Raw genomic sequence first — 17,669 nt, 5'->3', positions numbered from 1 at the left:
ACGAACGCCACCGCCACGGCTGCGAACCAGGTGACGCTCGGCGGGACCGGTTCCTCGGTCCGCATCGGCGACATTGCTGCTTCTACCGCCGCACAGGAAGGGCCGGTCGAAGCCGTTACCGTCGATGGCAACGGCACGCTCGGCACCACCGCCATCGCCACCGCCGCCTCCGTCCAGAACGTCCGCGTCGCGATGGATCATATCGCCGCCGTCACGGACGCCCAGTTCGGCGCGCTCGAGAACCGCGTGGGAGCTTTGGAAACCGGGCTTTCGGACCTCGGCTTCAAACTCGACCGGATGGGCGAAAGCACCAGCGGCGGCATCGCCTCGGCCATGGCGCTCGGCGGCATCGGCATCGTGCCCGGCAAGTCGATTTCGCTGACCGTGTCCGGAGCCACCTATGGCGGGGAGCAGGCTGTGGCAGGACAATTCTCCGGACGCCTGCGGGAAAATCTCTATCTCTCGGCAGGAGTGACGACGAACACAGCGGATGACGAAGTCGGCGCGCGAGTCGCTGCGACGATCGGGTTCTGAGCCACTCGGCATCACCGCCTGTCTATCGATTCGACGCAACAAAAGAGGCGGCTGCATTGCGGACCGCCTCTTTTTCTTGCGCGTTCGCGCGACCCTCGAACGGGCTTGGCTTACTCGGGCAAATCCGGTTGATTTCCCGGGACCGTCGAACCAAGTAGGCCGTAAGAACGAGGTGGGCATGCTCGGCACGAAGCATCGCCACCCGCCCCGCAAAAAGGAGAGAGCAATGCGTCAGATCGATCATTTCATGCCGGGGGGATCGGGCGGTTCGGGTTCTCGCACGCACAAGGTCTGGAACCCTTCGACGGGCGCGGTTCAGGCGGAAGTTGCGTTGGGCGATGCGGCACTGCTCGACCGGGCGATCGCGAATGCGAAAAAAGTGCAGCCCGAATGGGCCGCCACCAACCCTCAGCGCCGTGCGCGGGTGATGTTCGAATACAAGCGCCTCGTCGAGGCGAACAAGCAGGAACTGGCCGAACTTCTCTCGAGCGAGCACGGCAAGGTCGTCGACGACGCGCATGGTGACGTCCAGCGCGGGCTCGAAGTCATCGAATATGCCTGCGGCATCCCGCAGGCGCTGAAGGGCGAATATACGCAAGGGGCCGGACCCGGCATCGATGTCTATTCGATGCGGCAGCCGCTCGGTATCGGCGCGGGCATCACGCCGTTCAACTTCCCCGCAATGATCCCGATGTGGATGTTCGGCATGGCGATCGCGGCGGGCAACGCCTTCATTCTCAAGCCTTCCGAACGTGATCCCAGCGTGCCGGTCCGCCTCGCCGAACTGATGGTCGAAGCGGGCGCTCCGGAAGGGCTGTTGCAGGTCGTGCATGGCGATAAGGAGATGGTCGATGCGATCCTCGATCACGACGACATCGCGGCGGTAAGTTTCGTCGGCTCCTCCGACATCGCGCAATACATCTATTCCCGCGGCACGGCGAACGGCAAGCGCGTCCAGGCCTTTGGCGGCGCGAAGAACCACGGCATCGTTATGCCAGACGCCGATCTCGACCAGGTTGTGAACGACCTGGCGGGTGCCGCCTTCGGTTCGGCTGGCGAGCGCTGCATGGCGCTGCCCGTGGTCGTACCCGTGGGAGAGGACACCGGGGACCGTTTGCGCGAGAAGCTCATCCCCGCAATCAATGCCCTGCGGGTCGGCGTAGCGACCGACAAGGACGCGCATTACGGCCCGGTAGTCACGCCCGAGCACAAGCAGCGCATCGAGCAGTGGATCGACACTGCCGAGAAGGAGGGCGCCGAGGTCGTCATCGACGGGCGCGGCTTCTCCCTTCAGGGGCACGAGGACGGCTTCTTCGTCGGCCCCACCCTGCTCGACCGGGTGACCCCCAAGATGGAAAGCTATCAGGAGGAAATCTTCGGCCCGGTTCTCCAGATCGTGCGCGCGAAGGATTTCGAGGAGGCGGTGCGCCTTCCCAGCGAGCATCAATACGGTAACGGCGTCGCCATCTTCACGCGCAATGGCCATGCCGCTCGCGAATTCGCGCACCGCGTCAATGTCGGCATGGTCGGCATCAACGTGCCGATCCCGGTCCCGGTCAGCTATCACAGCTTCGGCGGGTGGAAGCGTTCGGGCTTTGGAGACATTGACCAGTACGGGCAGGAAGGTCTGAGGTTCTGGACGAAGACCAAGAAGGTCACGCAGCGCTGGCCCGATGGAACCGCCGATGCCGACAACAAGGACGCGTTCATCATTCCGACGATGGGCTGATGGTGTGCCGCCCCCCTGCATCTTTCCCTGTTGTTCGCTCGACCGGCGAGGCGTAAATCGAATTCCGGCGGATTATCGCCACAGGGGGGTTCACACAATGAAGTTTTATGTTCTGGGAGCGCTGCTCGCAGCGTCGTCCTATACGGTCGCGGCGCAACCGGTCGAGGCGACCGACGATACGCCGGAAGAAATTGCCGAGGACGCGGCGCGCGACCTCAAGGACAACCGCTTCTACAACAAGCCGGGCGCAACGCGCGCTCAGTATGACAGCGACTGGCAGGAATGCCGGTTGATCGCCCGCGGCTCCCGCACGCCGGCGGGCACGACGACCTTGTACAATCCGGCACTTTACAACCCGGCAATCTCGCCGCTGGCAGGCGCCGTCGGCGGTGGCCTCGGCGCGGCTATCGGCGCAGCGATCGTCGAAGGGCAGCAGCGCCGCGCCAACCGCCGCAACTGCCTGATGATCAGGGGCTGGCGCCTCGTCGAACCGACAACGGCGATGTCGGCGAAGATAGCAGCGATGACCGACGGCCAGCGCAATGCCTATTTCGATAGCATCGTCGGAGCGGATACGGTCGAGGGCGAAATCACCACGCTCGATACCTTCCTGCCTGTTTCCGGGCTTCCGGCGAGCATGGCGGGACCGCCCGCCGGCAAACCCACGCTGTTCCTCGGCAAGAAGGTTCCGCTCGACGATCCGCTGGAACTAGAGCCGGGCGAAGGTGCCGTGATGGTGGTCTTCCGCCGGAACGACGAGGGCAGCGCGGGGCGTTCGGGATCCATCGAATTGCGCCGGTACGATGCCGAGAATGGCGACCTCCACTTTCAGCCGAAGAAGTGGAAGAAGATGGGCGATTTCACGACCTACTGGACGAACGTCGCGAGCAAGGACCGCAAGGCACCTTACGAAATCCAGATCGTGCGCCTGACGGCAGGGGATTACGTCATCGGTTCGCACGCAGTCGGCAAGGCAGTGTCAGTCGACACCTTCTGCTTCGGCGCCCCGAAATTCAGCATCGAGGAAGGCAAGATCACTTACCTCACCGACCTCGTGCCTTTCATCGGCGCCAAGCAACACGATAGCGAGAAGGTCACCGGCATGGCGTTTGCCCGCGACTACGAACAGGCGAGCACGGCGCTGTCCACGCTCCGCCCGGATCTCGCCGGGAAACTCGTGGACGCCAGCATCGCCAACGGGGCGACCTATAGCTGCGCCGGACCCAATATGACGCGGATGGACTATCCGCTCGCGCAGAACGAAGCGGAAGAGATCATCGGGGAAAGCGTCGCGAGCAGCGTCGATGGCGCCGAGCATTCCGAAAGCGATCTGGCGGGATAAAGCTGCACGGCCGGGCGTTGGAAGGGACATGACTAGACGTCCCTTCCTTCGCCTTGCCGCCCCGCTGACGCTGCTCGCGCTCGCCGCCTGTTCGCCTGCCACGGAAGAAGCTTTGGGCGACGCGGAAGCCGGCGAAGAAATGATACCCGTCGAACCCGATGGCGGGACCGGCGCAGGCGCGCCGCCGCTACCAACCGATACGCAAGCGGAAGCGGAAGAATTCGCGCAGACGATGCCCAACGCAATTCGCGGCACCTGGCGTGAGGACAATCTCGGACGTGCACCGACCGCCGAGGACTGCAACCAGACCTCGACGACGAACCGCAATTTCGGCAAGGTCCTCACCATCCGCGAAGACGGATATTCGCTGTTCGAGACAGGCGGCGACATCATCGAGGTACATAACCGGACGGACGAAATGATCGATGCGACCTTCAATACGAGCTATGGCGACAGGCCGTCCCGTGCGCGCAAGGACTTTGCGCTCCAGCCGGGCGGAACGCTCGCAGTGAACAATGACGATGGCGACGGTCGGTTGTCGGTTACGCAGTATCGCCGCTGCCGGGGAGAGGGCTAGAATGCGCCGGCCGCTTCTTGTTGCTGGTGTCGCGCTGCCGCTCGTCCTGATAGCCGCCTGCTCGGAACCGGAGCAGGAACGCGCTGGCGAGACCGCGGAGAATTACGCGGAGCGGATCGAGAACCGCGCCGAGGGGCGCAGCGGCCCACCGCCCGCGGCCATTCCGCAGAGCGAACCCGGCCCCGCCCTCGCCGGAAGCGGCCTCGATTTTTATCCGGGCAAGGTCGTCCAGCTCGATACCGTCCCGTCGGGCTTCACCGGAACCTGGGATTTCGAAGATGGCGACTGTTCGCGCAGTTCCGAGCTGCGCTTCACGATCGATCGAGACGGCGCGACGTTCTACGAATCCACGGGTGAGGCTTCGACCATCCGGCAGGTCGCGCCCAATTCCGTGATAGTCACGCTGCAGATGACCGGCGAAGGCGAAAGCTGGACCGAAGAAACGCGGCTGACGCTCGATCCGGGCGGTCGCACCCTGACCCGGACCGATCCGAGCGGGGGCAGTTACGAGGAATTGAAATACCGGCGCTGTCCGCAAGGCTAGTCTTGGAACGGCCAGTTCGCTAGCGCGGCTTGGCCAAGCAGATGGCCCCGCCACGTCGCGACAAACAAGCGAAAGCGACGGGTGACGAACATCATTCGCGATGCCATAGGAAATTCATGAACGATCAATTTCAGCTTACCGAAGAACAGCTTGCGATCCAGGACATGGCGCAGCGCTTCACCGCCGACAACATCACGCCCCATGCGGGCGAATGGGACCAGAAAAGCCATTTCCCGCGCGAGGTCATCCAGTCGACCGCCGAACTCGGCTTCGGCGCGATCTATGTCAGCGAAGAGTCTGGCGGCATCGGCCTCGGTCGGCTCGAAGCGGCGCTCATCATGGAGGCGATGGCCTATGGTTGTCCGACGACGAGCGCCTTCATCTCGATCCACAACATGGCCAGCTGGATGATTGACCGGTTCGGCGGAGACGAACTCAAGGAACGCTACCTTCCGGACCTCGTCAGCATGGAGAAGCTCGCCAGCTATTGCCTGACCGAGCCGGGCAGCGGTTCGGACGCTGCGGCGCTGAAGACGAGCGCCCGGCTGGACGGCGACCACTACGTTCTCAACGGGACGAAGCAGTTCATTTCGGGCGGCGGCGTGAACGACGTCTATGTCACCATGGTGCGAACCGGCGACGACAAGACCAAGGGCATAAGCTGCCTCGTGGTGGACAAGGATACGCCCGGCGTCAGCTTCGGCGCGCCTGAAAAGAAACTGGGCTGGAACGCTTCACCGACGGCTCAGGTGGTGTTCGAAGATGCCCGCGTTCCGGTCGCCAACCGGGTCGGCGCGGAAGGTGAAGGCTTCCGCTTCGCCATGATGGGCCTGGACGGCGGTCGCCTCAATATCGGCGCATGTTCGCTGGGCGGCGCGCAGCGGTGCCTCGACGAGGCCATCGCTTATACCAAGGACCGCCAGCAATTCGGCGCGCCGGTCGCCGACTTTCAGAACACCCAGTTCATGCTGGCCGATATGGCGACCGATTTGGAGGCCGCCCGCGCCCTCCTCTACCTCGCCGCCGCGAAAGTTACCGCGAACGCCCCCGACAAATCCCGCTTTTCCGCGATGGCGAAGCGGCTCGCGACCGACAATGGCAGCAAGGTGGTGAACGATGCGCTGCAACTGTTCGGCGGCTATGGTTACCTGAAGGATTATCCGATCGAGCGGTTCTGGCGCGACTTGCGGGTTCATTCGATCCTCGAAGGGACCAACCAGGTCATGCGGATGATCGTCGGACGCGATCTGTTGAGGCAGGGCTGATGTCGGACCTGCTTACTCACACCCACGGCCGCGCTGGCCATATCTCGCTCAACCGGCCTAAGGCGCTCCACGCGCTGACGCTCGAAATGTGCCGGGAAATGACCGCGTGTCTCGGCCAATGGGCGGAGGACGACGCAGTGGAAGCAATCCTCATAGACCACGCCGAGGGGCGCGGCTTTTGCGCGGGCGGCGACATCGCCTTCCTTCGCAATTCGGCGCTCAATGACGGCGGCGTATCTGGCCGAGCATTCTTCCATGCCGAATATCAGCTCAATCACCAGATCTTCACCTACGACAAGCCGGTCGTCGCTTTCATGGACGGCATCACCATGGGCGGAGGGGTCGGAATCTCGCAGCCCGCCCGCTATCGCGTCGCGACGGAGAACACCAAATTCGCCATGCCGGAAACGGGCATCGGCCTGTTCCCCGATGTCGGGGGCGGCTGGTATCTCTCCCGCCTCGACGGGCGGCTCGGCGAGTTTCTCGCATTGACGGGCGCGCGGCTCGATGGGGCCGAATGCCTGTGGGCGGGGCTGGCGACGCATTATCTGCCGAGCGAAGGCCTTTCAGCGGCAAAGGCGGCCATCGTTGCCGAGCCGCAGCGGATCGAGGCGATACTGGACGAACATTCGGTCGAGCCGCCCGAAGCGCGCCTCGCCGGCAATCGCGAACGGATCGACCGGCTGTTTGCCTCGGACAATTACGAGGACATTCTGGCCGCGCTCGAAGCAGACGATTCCGAATGGGCGGCGAAGGAACTGAAGACGCTTCGCACCAAGAGCCCGCAGACCTGCAAGGTGGCGCTGAGGCAATTGTCCGAAAGCCGCAAGCTCGACGATTTCGCCGACAACATGGCGATGGAATATCGGATCGCGAGCCGCGTGCTGACCCGGCCCGACTTCGCGGAGGGCGTGCGCGCTCTCATTGTCGACAAGACGAACGATCCGCAATGGGATCCCCCAACGGCAGAGGCCGTGAGCAAGGACCTGATCGACAGCATCTTTGCCCCCCTGCCCGATGACCAGGAATGGAAACCGCTATGAATTACGAGACGATCACGGTCGAACCCAACGCTCAGGGCAATGACGGCGTCACCCTGATCACGCTCAATCGCCCGAAGGCGCTCAACGCGCTGAACTCGAAGGTTCTGGAAGAATTAATCGCTGCCTTCGCAACCTACCAAGCCGATAGCAGCCAGCTTTGCGCGGTCCTCACCGGGTCGGGCGACAAGGCCTTTGCCGCCGGGGCCGACATCAAGGAGATGAGCGAGAAGGACGCGGCCGACTTCTATCTCGAGGATTTCTTTGCTCCCTGGACCAGCGAAATCGTCAAGAAGACCCGCAAGCCGTGGATCGCTGCGGTGAACGGCTTCGCGCTCGGCGGGGGATGCGAACTTGCCATGATGGCGGACTTCATCATCGCGAGCGAGAATGCGAAGTTCGGCCAGCCGGAGATCAAGCTCGGTGTCGCGCCGGGCATGGGCGGATCGCAGCGGCTGACCAAGGCGGTCGGCAAGTCGAAGGCAATGGAAATGTGCCTGACAGGCCGGATGATGGACGCCGAGGAAGCCGAACGCAGCAACCTTGTCGCGCGCGTCGTGCCGCACGACCAGTTGCTCGACGAGGCGATGAAGACCGCCGCGACGATCGCATCGATGCCGCCGATGGCCGCGATCGCGAACAAGGAAATGGTCAACGCCGCCTTCGAAACCTCGCTCGATCAGGGACTGGTTATCGAACGCCGCATCTTCCAGATCCTCACCGCGAGCGAGGACAAGAAGGAAGGCATGGCCGCCTTCGTCGAAAAACGCGAGGGCAAGTGGAAGGGACGGTGATCTTTGGAATCGCACTTTTACTGGTGGGATTGTTCTTCTGCTGGATGGCATTCCGGCTTTGGAAATACCGCGATGGCAGCTCGATCAGTGTGCTTGAAGCTGCAATCTTGAAGGCTAGCGGCGAGGAACCCTTGCCGCGAACCGCGGTCGATAGGTGGCTACACTACTTCCAATTAGTGATGGCATCCATATTCGGCGTTACACTAATAGTTTTCAGCATTTACGGACTACTCGAAGAAGCAGGTATTGTATGAAAATCGCCTTTATCGGCCTCGGCAACATGGGCGGCGGGATGGCCGCGAACCTCGTCAAGGCGGGGCATGAAGTGAACGCGTTCGACCTTTCGCAAGAAGCGCTGGACCGTGCGAAAGCCACAGGATGCGCGACTTTCGGTTCAGCACGCGCAGCGGTCGAAGGCGTCGATGCGGTCGTTTCCATGCTGCCGAACGGCGCCATCGTGCGCGACGTCTACACGAGTGACATCATCGGCCACGCTCCGACCGGAGCCATCCTCATCGACTGCTCCACCATCGACGTTGCGACCGCGCGTCATGTCGCGCAAGCCGCAGCGGAAGCGGGTTACAGCATGGTCGATGCCCCCGTTTCCGGCGGGATCGCGGCAGCGGAAGGCGGCACGCTGACCTTCATGGTCGGTGGCACCGAAACAGCCTTCAATGATGCCGAGACGGTCCTCAAAAGCATGGGCAAGGCCGTCATTTATGCCGGCGACGCAGGCAACGGTCAGGCGGCCAAGATCTGCAACAACATGCTCCTCGCCATCCACATGATCGGGACTGCCGAAGCCTTTACCATGGCGCAGAAGCTCGGGCTCGACCCGCAGATCTTCTACGACATCTCTTCCGTGTCCTCGGGACAGAACTGGTCGATGACGAGCTACTGCCCGGTGCCGGGCGTTGGGCCAAAGTCTCCCTCCGACAATGATTATAAGGGCGGGTTCGCGACCGCGCTGATGCTCAAGGACCTGCGCCTTGCAATGGCGGCGGCGGAAGAGGCCGACGCCGCCGTTCCGATCGGAAGTCGTGCGGCCTCGCTTTACGAGGATTTCGCCGGAGCCGGGAATGGCGGGCTCGACTTCTCGGCCATCATCAGGACTTACGGATTGCGCGGATAATTCCGTCGAGCCATTCGCGCGGTTCGGCTTCCGTGCCGATATCCGCGACGAATTCCTGACCCTGCGCGACGGAAACGAGGTGATCGGGCGCCGGCCAGCGGTTCGCCCCACGGTGATAGGACAGTCCGACCTTGCCGAGCCATTCGGGAACGCGCCAATGGGTGCGCGTCATGCCTTCGCGAGATAATCTCAGCCTGCCGCTCGCTTCGGAGGCTGCGACGCCCGTTCCTGCATAAAGCGTATCACTGCGATTAGGGTGGTGAAAGCCGAAGGCGTGCGGGTGGCCGAGCTCTGCGAATTCCTGCCGTTTCGCTTCCCCGCAATCGGCAAGCCGGACGATCTCCTCGATCCGGAGATAGCCGAAGATGCGGTGATGATCGCCCTCCTCTTCGCTTCTGAACCAGCCGAAGAAGAGGAACACGTCGCCGATGGTCACGCCGTTCCGGTCGAGATGGGTCTGTGCGCCGCCGCATTGTCCGAAGACGCAGCGATCGCCCGGCAGGAACATCGGGTCGTGATGGCAGAGGTCGCTCGCCGAAAGCCGGCCCCTGCTCGCCGTCGCGACCAGTTCGCCCAGACCGCAATCGCCGTAGGTAGCGCGCGAAAGCCCCTTGCTGTCGGGAATGGGAAGGCTGACCGGCCGGCCATCGATGATCGGCGACGGCCCGCCCCCGGCGGCGCTGTCGAACCCCTTTCTCGAAAAGACGATACGCATGAGCCGCGCGTCTTGCGCGTTCACCGACCCCGTGACAAGGGTTAGCGCGCGAGGAGGGAGAGGGTCGATGACCGAATGCACGGCAAAACCAGTCACCGCCATGATCCTTGCAGGAAAACGGTCCGGGGCGCTCGATGCGTTGGCCGCGAATGCTGGAGTGGCGCAGAAATGCGTCGTTCCCGTCGCAGGCAAGCCGATGATAGAGCACACCTTGTCGGCCGTCGCCCGATGCCCTGACATCGGGCCGATCCGTATCATCGCTCATGAAACCGAAGAGATCGCGGCCCTTCCGCTCGTCGCGCAGCTGATCGAAGAACGGCGGCTCACCTTCCACGAAGCGGCCTTCAACCTCGTCGATAGCGTCGTCGCTGGAGCGCAAGGCGCGGACTTTCCCATTCTGGTAACGACCGCGGATAATTGCCTCGTAACGCCCGAAGGATATTCGGAGATGATCCGCAAGTCTTTGAAGCAAGGGCTCGATGCCGCCTCCGCGATGGCCCGCAAGGAAGACGTGCAGGCCGCCGACCCCGAAGGTCAGTCGAAATTCTACCGATTTGCCGACGGCGAATTTTCGAACTGCAACATGTATTGGGCCGCATCGGAGCGGGCGCTATCCGCCACCGAAGTCTTTCGGAGCGGCGGTCAGTTCGTCAAGTTTCCGAGCCGGATCGCCAAGGCGTTCGGCTTGCGCAATCTCGCTCTGTTCTATCTCGGCATCGGCAGCCGGCAGAAGCTGTTCGCGCAGATATCCAGGCGTTTCGCATTGAAGATGGCGCCCATCATCGTCTCGAGTGGCGAATATGCGATCGACGTCGACAACGAACGCACTCTTCGCGTGACAGAACGTCTTTTGCGCTGCCGGACAGAGGCAGCCTGAGCCCGGTCGACCATGAAACGTCTTGCAACGAATATCGGCTGGCTGCTGGGCGGACGCGGCATCAATGCCGTGCTCAGCCTCGTCTATCTTGCCCTTGCAACGCGCACGCTGGGGATCGACGGATTCGGCACGTTCTCCATCATCGTCGCAATGGGCCAGGTCATCACGGGTATTGCGAACTTCCAGACCTGGCAGTTCATCATTCGCTGGGGAGCGGGGAAGGAAGGTCCGGGACAGGCGACCGGTTTCGCCATCGCGCTCGATCTGCTGTCGGTGGCGGGCGGGACCGTCCTCGCCGCTGTCCTGTGCTTTACCGCGGACCTCTGGCTTCCGCTGTCGGGCGAAACGCTGTGGATCGCATTCGGCTATAGCGTGATCTCGCTGCTATCGATCCGCGCCACCCCGATCGGTCTGTTGCGGCTCAACTTCCGGTACGATCTGGCGACGCTCGCAGATTCGGTGCAGCCGGTAATCCGGGCCATCGGGGCCGTGCTCGCAGCTTTCTACATGCCGACCGTGCTGGGCTTCGTCATCACCTGGGCGCTTTCCGAAGTGGCGGTCGCCATCGCGACCTGGCTGGTGGCGATGCGCGACCAGCGGATCGATGCAAGCGCGATCAGCCTCACGCGCCTTCCGAGACAGCATCCGGGCGCATGGACCTTCGTCGCCTCGACCAACCTTTCCGGCAGCCTGCTCGTCGCCAACAAGCAATTCATCCTTCTGTGGGTCGGGGCCGTCGGCGGTGAAGCGCTGGCGGGGGGCTTCCGGGTCGCGGCGCAGCTGGGACAGGCGCTCGTCGAATTGGCCAAGACCATCTCGAAGGCGATCTTCCCCGAACTGGTCCACGCAAAGGATCAGGCGATGGCGATCGCACGGCGCATGGCGAATATCGCGTTGATCGGCGGAGTGCTCGCCGTGTTGCTCTCGCTTTTGTTCGGGCGCTGGGTCATCGTGATCATCGCGGGCGAGGAACTGCGCGGCGTCTATTGGGCGATGGTCATTTTAGCGATCGCAGGCGCGATCGAACTGGTGGGAGCGAGCCTGGAATCGCTGCTGGTATCGGCGGAGAGGGCCGGCACGGCATTTCTCGTCCGGGCCATCCCGCTTGCCCTCGCCATCATATTCATGGAAGCGGCGATGGACTGGAACGGGATCAAGGGCGCGGCGCTTGCCGTCATGTTCGCCAGTGCGCTTGCCGTCATCGGCTTCTGGGTCGCGATCCTCTCCCAAAGCCGCATCCGTATCGTCATCGAACCCTCCGGCGAACCGGCCGAGGGCGAAGCAGCCGGTCTCGAAGAACGCGAGCGGGACGCGCGTCGCCTCTAGGCGGTGTCGCCGTCGATCCAGCTCAACAGAGGTTTGCGGGCAGCCTGCGTTTCATCGAGCCGCCTGCGTGGCGCGTAATAGGGCGATTGCTTAAGGCTCTCGTCGCCATCCTTCGCGCGGCTCGCAACGCTGCGCAGCGCCATGATGAACTGGTCGAGCGCGGCCTTGCTTTCCGTTTCCGTCGGCTCGATCAGCATTGCGCCATGCACGACGAGCGGGAAATACATGGTCATCGGGTGATAGCCCTCGTCGATCATGCCCTTGGCGAGATCGAGCGTCGTCAGGTCACCGCCGAAATTTTTGTCGCCGAACAGGGCCTCGTGCATGCACGGACCGCTATCCGCGAAGGGCGCGAACAACACGTCCTCGCAGGCACGCAGCACGTAATTGGCGTTGAGCACGGCATCTTCGGCCACCTGTTTCAGCCCGTCCGCGCCGTGGCTGAGGATGTAGGTCAGCGCGCGGGTGAACATCCCCATCTGGCCGTGGAACGCGGTCATCCGGCCAAAGCTCTGCATGCTTCCGCCGAAATGCTCGTTCGAGAAGGCATTGGCCCCCTCTTCCTCGATCAGATGCACCTGCCCGTCCTTGGTCCGCGCGGTGTAAGGCAGCGGGGCGAAGGGCGACAGCGCCTCCGACAGGACGACCGGGCCGGAACCCGGACCGCCGCCGCCATGGGGCGTCGAAAAGGTCTTGTGCAGATTGATGTGCATCGCATCGACGCCGAGATCGCCGGGACGCACCTTGCCGACGATGGCGTTGAAGTTCGCTCCATCGCAATAGACGAAGCCGCCTGCCTCGTGGACCGCGTCGGAGATCGCCTTCATGTCCCGCTCGAACAGGCCGCAGGTGTTGGGGTTGGTGATCATCACGCCCGCCACGTCCGGTCCGAGGCGCGCTTTCAGCGCTTCCAGATCGACCCGGCCATCCTTCGTCGCGGGAATGTCCTCGACTTCGTAGCCGGCAAAGGCAGCGGTCGCCGGATTGGTGCCATGCGCACTTTCGGGGACGAGAACCACCTTGCGCGCATCGCCCCGCGCTTCGAGCGCGGCGCGGATGCAGAGGATACCGCAAAGCTCTCCGTGCGCGCCCGCCTTCGGGCTCATCGCGACGCCGTGCATTCCGGTCAGCGTAATGAGCCAGTGCGCGAGTTCGTTCATCACCTCGAGCGCACCGCGCACCGTATCGACCGGCTGGAGCGGGTGGACATCGGCGAAACCGGGCATCCGCGCAACTTTCTCGTTGAGGCGCGGATTGTGCTTCATCGTGCAACTGCCGAGCGGGAAGAGGCCCAGGTCGATGGCGTAGTTCTGCCGACTGAGGCGCGTATAATGGCGCACGGTTTCCGGCTCGCTGAGACCCGGCAGCCCGATCGCTTGGTCACGCTTCAGTCCTCCGAGACGCGAGGAGATGTCATCCGCCGGTTGCGGCAGGTCCACCCCGGTCGTGTCGGGTGTGGCGATTTCGAAGATTAGCGGCTCCTCGAGCATAAGCGCGCGATTGCCCGTCACCGTTTCAGGACCCTCATGCGCCCCATCGTGCGAAACCGGTGCGGACGGCTTCCAGCCGGACTGGTTGGGCGCGTTCATGCCAGCTTCTCCTTCAGGGCGGAGCACAGGGCGTCGATATCGTCCTCGCTCGTCGTTTCGGTCACCGCGACGAGGATGCCGCGAGCAATGTCTTCCTTGTCGGGGAAGAGGCGCGACAGGGCGACCCCGGCCAGCACGCCGTCCTCCGCCAGTTCGCGCACGATACCGCGCGCATCACCGTCGACGAGGATGGTGAACTCGTTGAAAAACGTGTCGTTGAGGACCGTAACGCCCGGAACCTTCGCCAAGCGGTCGGCGGCGAGACAGGTAAGGCGGTGGTTCTCCGCCGCCAGGGCGCGCAGGCCCTTCTCTCCGAGCAGCGTCATGTGCACGCTGAAGGCAAGCGCGCACAGGCCCGAATTGGTGCAGATGTTGCTGGTCGCCTTTTCGCGGCGGATATGCTGCTCGCGGGTTGAGAGCGTCAGGACGAAGCCCCGTTTTCCTTCCGCGTCGGTCGTCTCGCCGCATAACCGGCCGGGCATCTGGCGCACATGCTTCTGGTCGCGCACTGCGAACAGGCCGAGATAGGGTCCGCCGAAATTGAGGCCCACACCGATCGACTGGCCCTCGCCCACGACGATGTCCGCGCCAAGCTCACCCGGCGACTTGATGGCACCGAGAGCGACCGGCTCGGTATTCACGACGATGAGGAGCGCCCCTTTTTCATGCGCCGCGTCGGCAATCTTCGCGACGTCGGGCAACCGGCCAAGAATGTCGGGATATTGCACGACGACGCAGCTCGTCTGCTCGTCGATCCGCGTAATAAGGCCGTCATTGTCCGGTTGCGCCTGCAGGGCGGGCGCCGCGCCCGCGATCTCGTCCTCGGTGAACTTCGCCATTGTCCGCACGACTTCGGCGTAATGCGGATGCAGCGCGCCCGACAGGACCACGCGCTTCTTCTTCGTGACCCGGCCCGCCATCGCCACCGCTTCCCAGCACGCGGTCGAGCCATCATACATGGAAGCGTTCGCGACCGCACAGCCATAAAGCCTTGCGACCTGCGTCTGGAACTCGAATAGCATTTGCAGCGTGCCCTGCGCGATTTCGGGCTGATAGGGCGTGTAAGCGGTCAGGAACTCGCCGCGCTGGATGATGTGGTCGACGCTGGCGGGAACGTGATGGCGGTACGCGCCCGCGCCAAGGAAGAACGGGGCGTCGGCTGCTGCGAGGTTCTTCTTCGACAGGCGCCGCATGTGCCGTTCCACCGCCATTTCGCTTGCGTGGAGCGGCAGGCCCTCGATGGGCCCGTCGAGCCGTGCAGCTTCGGGCACGTCGACGAACAGATCGTCGATGGTGGATGCTCCGATCACGTCGAGCATTTCCGCACGGTCGGTATCGGTCAGAGGTAGATAGCGCATCGCAGTTCCTTTGTGTTCCGCCGGTTTCGGGGAACCCTTGGTGGTGTCAGAGACCGTCGCAGAAGCTCTTATAGGCTTTCTCGTCCATCAGCCCGTCGAGCTCGCTCTTGTCCGACAGGGTGAGCTTGAAGAACCAGCCATCTTCCTCGGGCGAGGTATTGACGAGCGCAGGATCGTCTTCCAGCGCATCGTTCGCTTCGGTGACTTCGCCGGACACCGGAGCATAGACGTCGCTGGCAGCCTTGACCGATTCGACGACGGCCGCGTCCTTGCCCTTGTCGACCGTGCTGCCGACCTCGGGCAATTCGACGAACACGATGTCGCCCAGTTGCTCCTGCGCGTAGTCGGTTATGCCGACGGTCGCAGTATCGCCTTCGATGTCGATCCATTCGTGTTCTTCGGTGAAATATCGGGCCATCTCATTTTTCTCCGCGGTAATATTTGTGAGGAACGAAAGGCATCGGGGCGACAACGGCCGACAGGCGCTTGCCGCGCACCTCGATTTCGAGTTTCGTATCGAGTTCGGCGTAGTCGCGGGCAACATAGGCCATCGCGACAGGGTGACCGAGCGTGGGGGAAAAGCCACCGCTCGTGATGCGGCCGACATCCTTGTCGCCGTGGAACACACGGGCTCCTTCACGCGCCGGCTGACGCCCTTCGACGACCAGGCCGACCCGGCGCGTTTCCGCACCGCCCGCCATGCGTTCGACGAGCGCCTCGTGACCTTTCCAGCCTCCTGCCTCGCGCCGCTTTTTCGTGAGCGCAAACATCAGATCGGCGCTGACCGGGTCGGTTTCAGTGTCGAGATCGTGTCCGTAAAGCGGCAGGCCGGCTTCGAGGCGCAGGCTGTCGCGTGCACCCAAGCCAGCAGGTCGCACCTCGATTTCCGCGCACAAGCGGTTGGCGAGAGGCTCCGCAAATTCGGAGGCGACCGAAATTTCGAACCCGTCCTCGCCCGTGTAACCCGCGCGCGTTATCCTCAAGTCCCATTCGCCGAACTGGTAGTCGAGCGACTGCATGAAGGTGAGGCGGTCAGGCACGCCGCGCATCACCCGGCCCAGTGCGGTTGCCGCATTCGGCCCTTGAAGCGCGATGAGCGCCCGGTCCTCGAGATGCGTGAGCGTCACTTCGTCGGGAAGATGCTCGCGCAGATGGGCGATGTCGTCCCATTTGGTCGCGCCGTTGACCACGAGGTAATAGGTCGGCTCTCCCCAACCGCCTTCCTCGCCCGCTTCCTCGTCACCCTCGACCCACGATGTGACGTTGGTGATCATGAGATCGTCGAGGATGCCGCCTTCGTCATTCAACAGCAGCGTGTAACGTACCCGCCCCGGCTTCAGGCTCGTGATGGCGCCCGGCACGAGCTGTTCCAAGGCCTCCGCCGCGCCTTCGCCCGATACGATCAGCTGGCCCATATGCGAGACATCGAACAGCGAGGCTGAATTGCGCGTCCAGTCATGTTCCGCGACGATGCCGCCGCCGCTCGCTCCGGCATACTGGATCGGCATTTCGTATCCGGCGAACGGCACCATGCGCGCACCCTTTGCGCGATGCCAGCTATCCAGCGGCAGTTTTTCGGTTTCGGAAGTCGTTTCGCTCAAGTCGCCATATTCCCGTGTTCGATGCGGCGACGCCCGCGGAGCAAGCGCCGTGTCACACCCCCTCTGTCGGGAATACCTGAGAGCTTGGCCCGCCACCTCGCCTATGGCGGAGACGGGCTTACCCCTTCGGTGGCCCCGGCATGAGCAGGGCGCTTTCCAGAGTGTCTGCCGATACGCGGTCCCTTGTACCTGAGAGATTCCGGGGCGGTTGCTCCTTCGGTGCCGCCGGCTGGCCGGACGGGCTCTCCCACGCATCGGCCGGGAATCGTTCGATCACCGGCGACATCGAAGGCAATTCACGATAGCGCGAGCGGCGTCAATCCATCAAACGCGCGCTACGTGCGATTAAGCCACAGGAGATAGAGCGCCGAGAGGACGATCCAGCTGCCGTCGAGCGTCTTCAATCGTCGTGCCCCGAGCCACAAAGCGACGGGGCGGGCCAAAAAGCCGCCCAGGGCAGCGCCGGGCGCGGCGAGAAGCACGACCTCCCACACGATCGTTCCCGCCTCGATATGCCAGATAGAACCGGCGATGACGCTCACGCTCGAAATCAGGCAGGCCGCCCCGGTGCACAGCAGGACGGGATAATGGCGGATGAAAAGGTAAAGCGCGACCAGTTCGCCGATGCCGACCGAGAACAGTGCAGTGAGAATGCCGCCGGGAATGGCCAGCAACAGGAGGACGCAGAGATCGACGCCTTGTAGCTGCTCCTGTTCCGGCCGCTGGCGGTTGATCGTCCAGGTCGTCGCGATCAGCGCCAGACCGAACACTATCGAAAACCCCTTATAGGCGAGCAATACCAAGTGCTGGTCGAAATCCGTCCCCCTCTGCGTCCACAACATCGCCGGCAGCGACAAGGCCAGTACCGCGCCTACTACCGTGAAGAAGTCGCGGGGTCGGACGCTCGCGTGCAGAGCCTGCGGGGCGGGCTGTCGGTAGAGCCGGTCCGTCCAGCGCGCGGCTCCCATCGTCATGCCGAAACTCTGGATGCACATGGATATGCCCACGACCTGCAAGGGCGTGACGCTCAGCACCTGCCATTCGCGCAGCGCGTTGAAGACCGGCACGAAGACCACTCCGCCGCCCGTTCCCGACGTGTTGGCGATGATAGCTCCGACGACACCGATGGCGGGCAGGAACCAAAGGTCCGCCATAAGCGCCGCATCGTAGGTGACGCTCACGAGCAGCAGGGCATAGGCGGACAGGAGCAGGCAGCCCGTCGCCGCGACCAACTTCCCCCCAGGGA

General features: G+C 63.4%; 17 protein-coding genes and 1 riboswitch. Of the genes, 11 read left to right on the top strand and 6 right to left on the bottom strand.

Annotated features, from left to right (window positions below; all coding sequences use genetic code 11):
* The 9 genes from GRI38_RS13325 to mmsB form a co-directional block, all read left to right on the top strand.
* Positions 1-534 (top strand): YadA-like family protein (locus GRI38_RS13325; protein ID WP_160685138.1); only part of this gene is annotated, 534 nt, incomplete at its 5' end.
* A gap of 226 nt (positions 535-760) precedes the next feature.
* Complete coding sequence (locus tag GRI38_RS13320) at positions 761-2,263, top strand: CoA-acylating methylmalonate-semialdehyde dehydrogenase (protein ID WP_160685135.1); 1,503 nt, start codon at positions 761-763, stop codon at positions 2,261-2,263.
* A gap of 97 nt (positions 2,264-2,360) precedes the next feature.
* Entirely contained in the window at positions 2,361-3,605 is a 1,245-nt protein-coding gene (locus GRI38_RS13315; protein ID WP_160685132.1) for a hypothetical protein, read from the top strand.
* A 28-nt stretch (positions 3,606-3,633) separates the two neighbouring features.
* Positions 3,634-4,182: a hypothetical protein gene (locus GRI38_RS13310; protein WP_160685129.1), complete on the top strand. Its 549-nt coding sequence runs from the start codon at positions 3,634-3,636 to the stop codon at positions 4,180-4,182.
* A gap of 1 nt (position 4,183) precedes the next feature.
* Positions 4,184-4,726, top strand: coding sequence for a hypothetical protein (locus tag GRI38_RS13305; protein ID WP_160685126.1), 543 nt, complete (start codon positions 4,184-4,186; stop codon positions 4,724-4,726).
* 116 nt (positions 4,727-4,842) lie between these two features.
* Positions 4,843-5,991, top strand: coding sequence for an acyl-CoA dehydrogenase family protein (locus GRI38_RS13300; RefSeq protein WP_160685123.1), 1,149 nt, complete (start codon positions 4,843-4,845; stop codon positions 5,989-5,991).
* Positions 5,991-7,034, top strand: a complete 1,044-nt coding sequence (locus GRI38_RS13295) for an enoyl-CoA hydratase/isomerase family protein (protein ID WP_160685120.1) — start codon at positions 5,991-5,993, stop codon at positions 7,032-7,034. Before GRI38_RS13300 ends, GRI38_RS13295 begins: the two co-directional genes overlap by 1 nt.
* Positions 7,031-7,825, top strand: coding sequence for an enoyl-CoA hydratase-related protein (locus GRI38_RS13290; protein ID WP_160685117.1), 795 nt, complete (start codon positions 7,031-7,033; stop codon positions 7,823-7,825). The genes GRI38_RS13295 and GRI38_RS13290 overlap by 4 nt, the downstream gene beginning before the upstream one ends.
* 190 nt (positions 7,826-8,015) lie before the next feature.
* On the top strand, positions 8,016-8,957 hold the full coding sequence (mmsB, locus tag GRI38_RS13285; RefSeq protein WP_337191297.1) for a 3-hydroxyisobutyrate dehydrogenase: 942 nt from the start codon (positions 8,016-8,018) through the stop codon (positions 8,955-8,957).
* On the opposite strand, the gene GRI38_RS13280 is transcribed toward mmsB, so the two are convergent.
* A complete protein-coding gene (locus GRI38_RS13280; protein ID WP_160685111.1) occupies positions 8,932-9,672 on the bottom strand; it encodes an Nmad3 family putative nucleotide modification protein in 741 nt (246 codons plus the stop codon). The two genes, mmsB and GRI38_RS13280, sit on opposite strands and share 26 nt — an antisense overlap.
* Positions 9,673-9,739: 67 nt before the next feature.
* Here GRI38_RS13280 and GRI38_RS13275 point away from each other — a divergent pair, with 67 nt between their 5' ends.
* Together GRI38_RS13275 and GRI38_RS13270 are read left to right on the top strand one after the other, a co-directional pair.
* Entirely contained in the window at positions 9,740-10,549 is an 810-nt protein-coding gene (locus GRI38_RS13275; RefSeq protein WP_160685108.1) for an NTP transferase domain-containing protein, read from the top strand.
* 12 nt (positions 10,550-10,561) lie between these two features.
* The gene (locus tag GRI38_RS13270) at positions 10,562-11,875 is read left to right on the top strand and encodes a lipopolysaccharide biosynthesis protein (RefSeq protein WP_160685106.1); all 1,314 of its coding nucleotides are present in this window, start codon (positions 10,562-10,564) and stop codon (positions 11,873-11,875) included.
* Here the strand turns inward: GRI38_RS13270 and gcvPB are convergent.
* From gcvPB to GRI38_RS13245, 5 genes are all read right to left on the bottom strand, one after another.
* The gene (gene gcvPB / locus GRI38_RS13265) at positions 11,872-13,464 is read right to left on the bottom strand and encodes an aminomethyl-transferring glycine dehydrogenase subunit GcvPB (RefSeq protein ID WP_160685104.1); all 1,593 of its coding nucleotides are present in this window, start codon (positions 13,462-13,464) and stop codon (positions 11,872-11,874) included. The two genes, GRI38_RS13270 and gcvPB, sit on opposite strands and share 4 nt — an antisense overlap.
* A complete protein-coding gene (gene gcvPA, locus GRI38_RS13260; RefSeq protein ID WP_160685101.1) occupies positions 13,461-14,822 on the bottom strand; it encodes an aminomethyl-transferring glycine dehydrogenase subunit GcvPA in 1,362 nt (453 codons plus the stop codon). Before gcvPA ends, gcvPB begins: the two co-directional genes overlap by 4 nt.
* Before the next feature lie 46 nt (positions 14,823-14,868).
* Positions 14,869-15,240 (bottom strand): glycine cleavage system protein GcvH, encoded by a 372-nt coding sequence (gene gcvH / locus GRI38_RS13255; RefSeq protein ID WP_160685098.1) that lies wholly within the window; start codon positions 15,238-15,240, stop codon positions 14,869-14,871.
* Position 15,241: 1 nt separating this feature from the next.
* A complete protein-coding gene (gene gcvT / locus GRI38_RS13250) occupies positions 15,242-16,423 on the bottom strand; it encodes a glycine cleavage system aminomethyltransferase GcvT (RefSeq protein WP_160685095.1) in 1,182 nt (393 codons plus the stop codon).
* Between the two features lie 166 nt (positions 16,424-16,589).
* A riboswitch (glycine riboswitch) is annotated at positions 16,590-16,683 on the bottom strand.
* Positions 16,684-16,758: 75 nt separating this feature from the next.
* Complete coding sequence (locus GRI38_RS13245; RefSeq protein WP_160685092.1) at positions 16,759-17,655, bottom strand: sulfite exporter TauE/SafE family protein; 897 nt, start codon at positions 17,653-17,655, stop codon at positions 16,759-16,761.
* Positions 17,656-17,669: the final 14 nt, after the last annotated feature.

Origin of the sequence: Parapontixanthobacter aurantiacus (genome assembly GCF_009827635.1) — a bacterium.
Taxonomy (GTDB): Bacteria; Pseudomonadota; Alphaproteobacteria; order Sphingomonadales; family Sphingomonadaceae; genus Parapontixanthobacter; species Parapontixanthobacter aurantiacus.
This window is presented reverse-complemented; position numbering and strand designations above follow the sequence as displayed.

Coding starts and splice junctions, on each gene's coding strand:
- GRI38_RS13320 (WP_160685135.1), top strand. CDS start 761: ATGCGTCAGATCGATCATTTCATGCCGGGGGGATCGGGCGGTTCGGGT.
- GRI38_RS13315 (WP_160685132.1), top strand. CDS start 2,361: ATGAAGTTTTATGTTCTGGGAGCGCTGCTCGCAGCGTCGTCCTATACG.
- GRI38_RS13310 (WP_160685129.1), top strand. CDS start 3,634: ATGACTAGACGTCCCTTCCTTCGCCTTGCCGCCCCGCTGACGCTGCTC.
- GRI38_RS13305 (WP_160685126.1), top strand. CDS start 4,184: ATGCGCCGGCCGCTTCTTGTTGCTGGTGTCGCGCTGCCGCTCGTCCTG.
- GRI38_RS13300 (WP_160685123.1), top strand. CDS start 4,843: ATGAACGATCAATTTCAGCTTACCGAAGAACAGCTTGCGATCCAGGAC.
- GRI38_RS13295 (WP_160685120.1), top strand. CDS start 5,991: ATGTCGGACCTGCTTACTCACACCCACGGCCGCGCTGGCCATATCTCG.
- GRI38_RS13290 (WP_160685117.1), top strand. CDS start 7,031: ATGAATTACGAGACGATCACGGTCGAACCCAACGCTCAGGGCAATGAC.
- GRI38_RS13280 (WP_160685111.1), bottom strand. CDS start 9,672: ATGCGTATCGTCTTTTCGAGAAAGGGGTTCGACAGCGCCGCCGGGGGC.
- GRI38_RS13275 (WP_160685108.1), top strand. CDS start 9,740: ATGACCGAATGCACGGCAAAACCAGTCACCGCCATGATCCTTGCAGGA.
- GRI38_RS13270 (WP_160685106.1), top strand. CDS start 10,562: ATGAAACGTCTTGCAACGAATATCGGCTGGCTGCTGGGCGGACGCGGC.
- gcvPB (WP_160685104.1), bottom strand. CDS start 13,464: ATGAACGCGCCCAACCAGTCCGGCTGGAAGCCGTCCGCACCGGTTTCG.
- gcvPA (WP_160685101.1), bottom strand. CDS start 14,822: ATGCGCTATCTACCTCTGACCGATACCGACCGTGCGGAAATGCTCGAC.
- gcvH (WP_160685098.1), bottom strand. CDS start 15,240: ATGGCCCGATATTTCACCGAAGAACACGAATGGATCGACATCGAAGGC.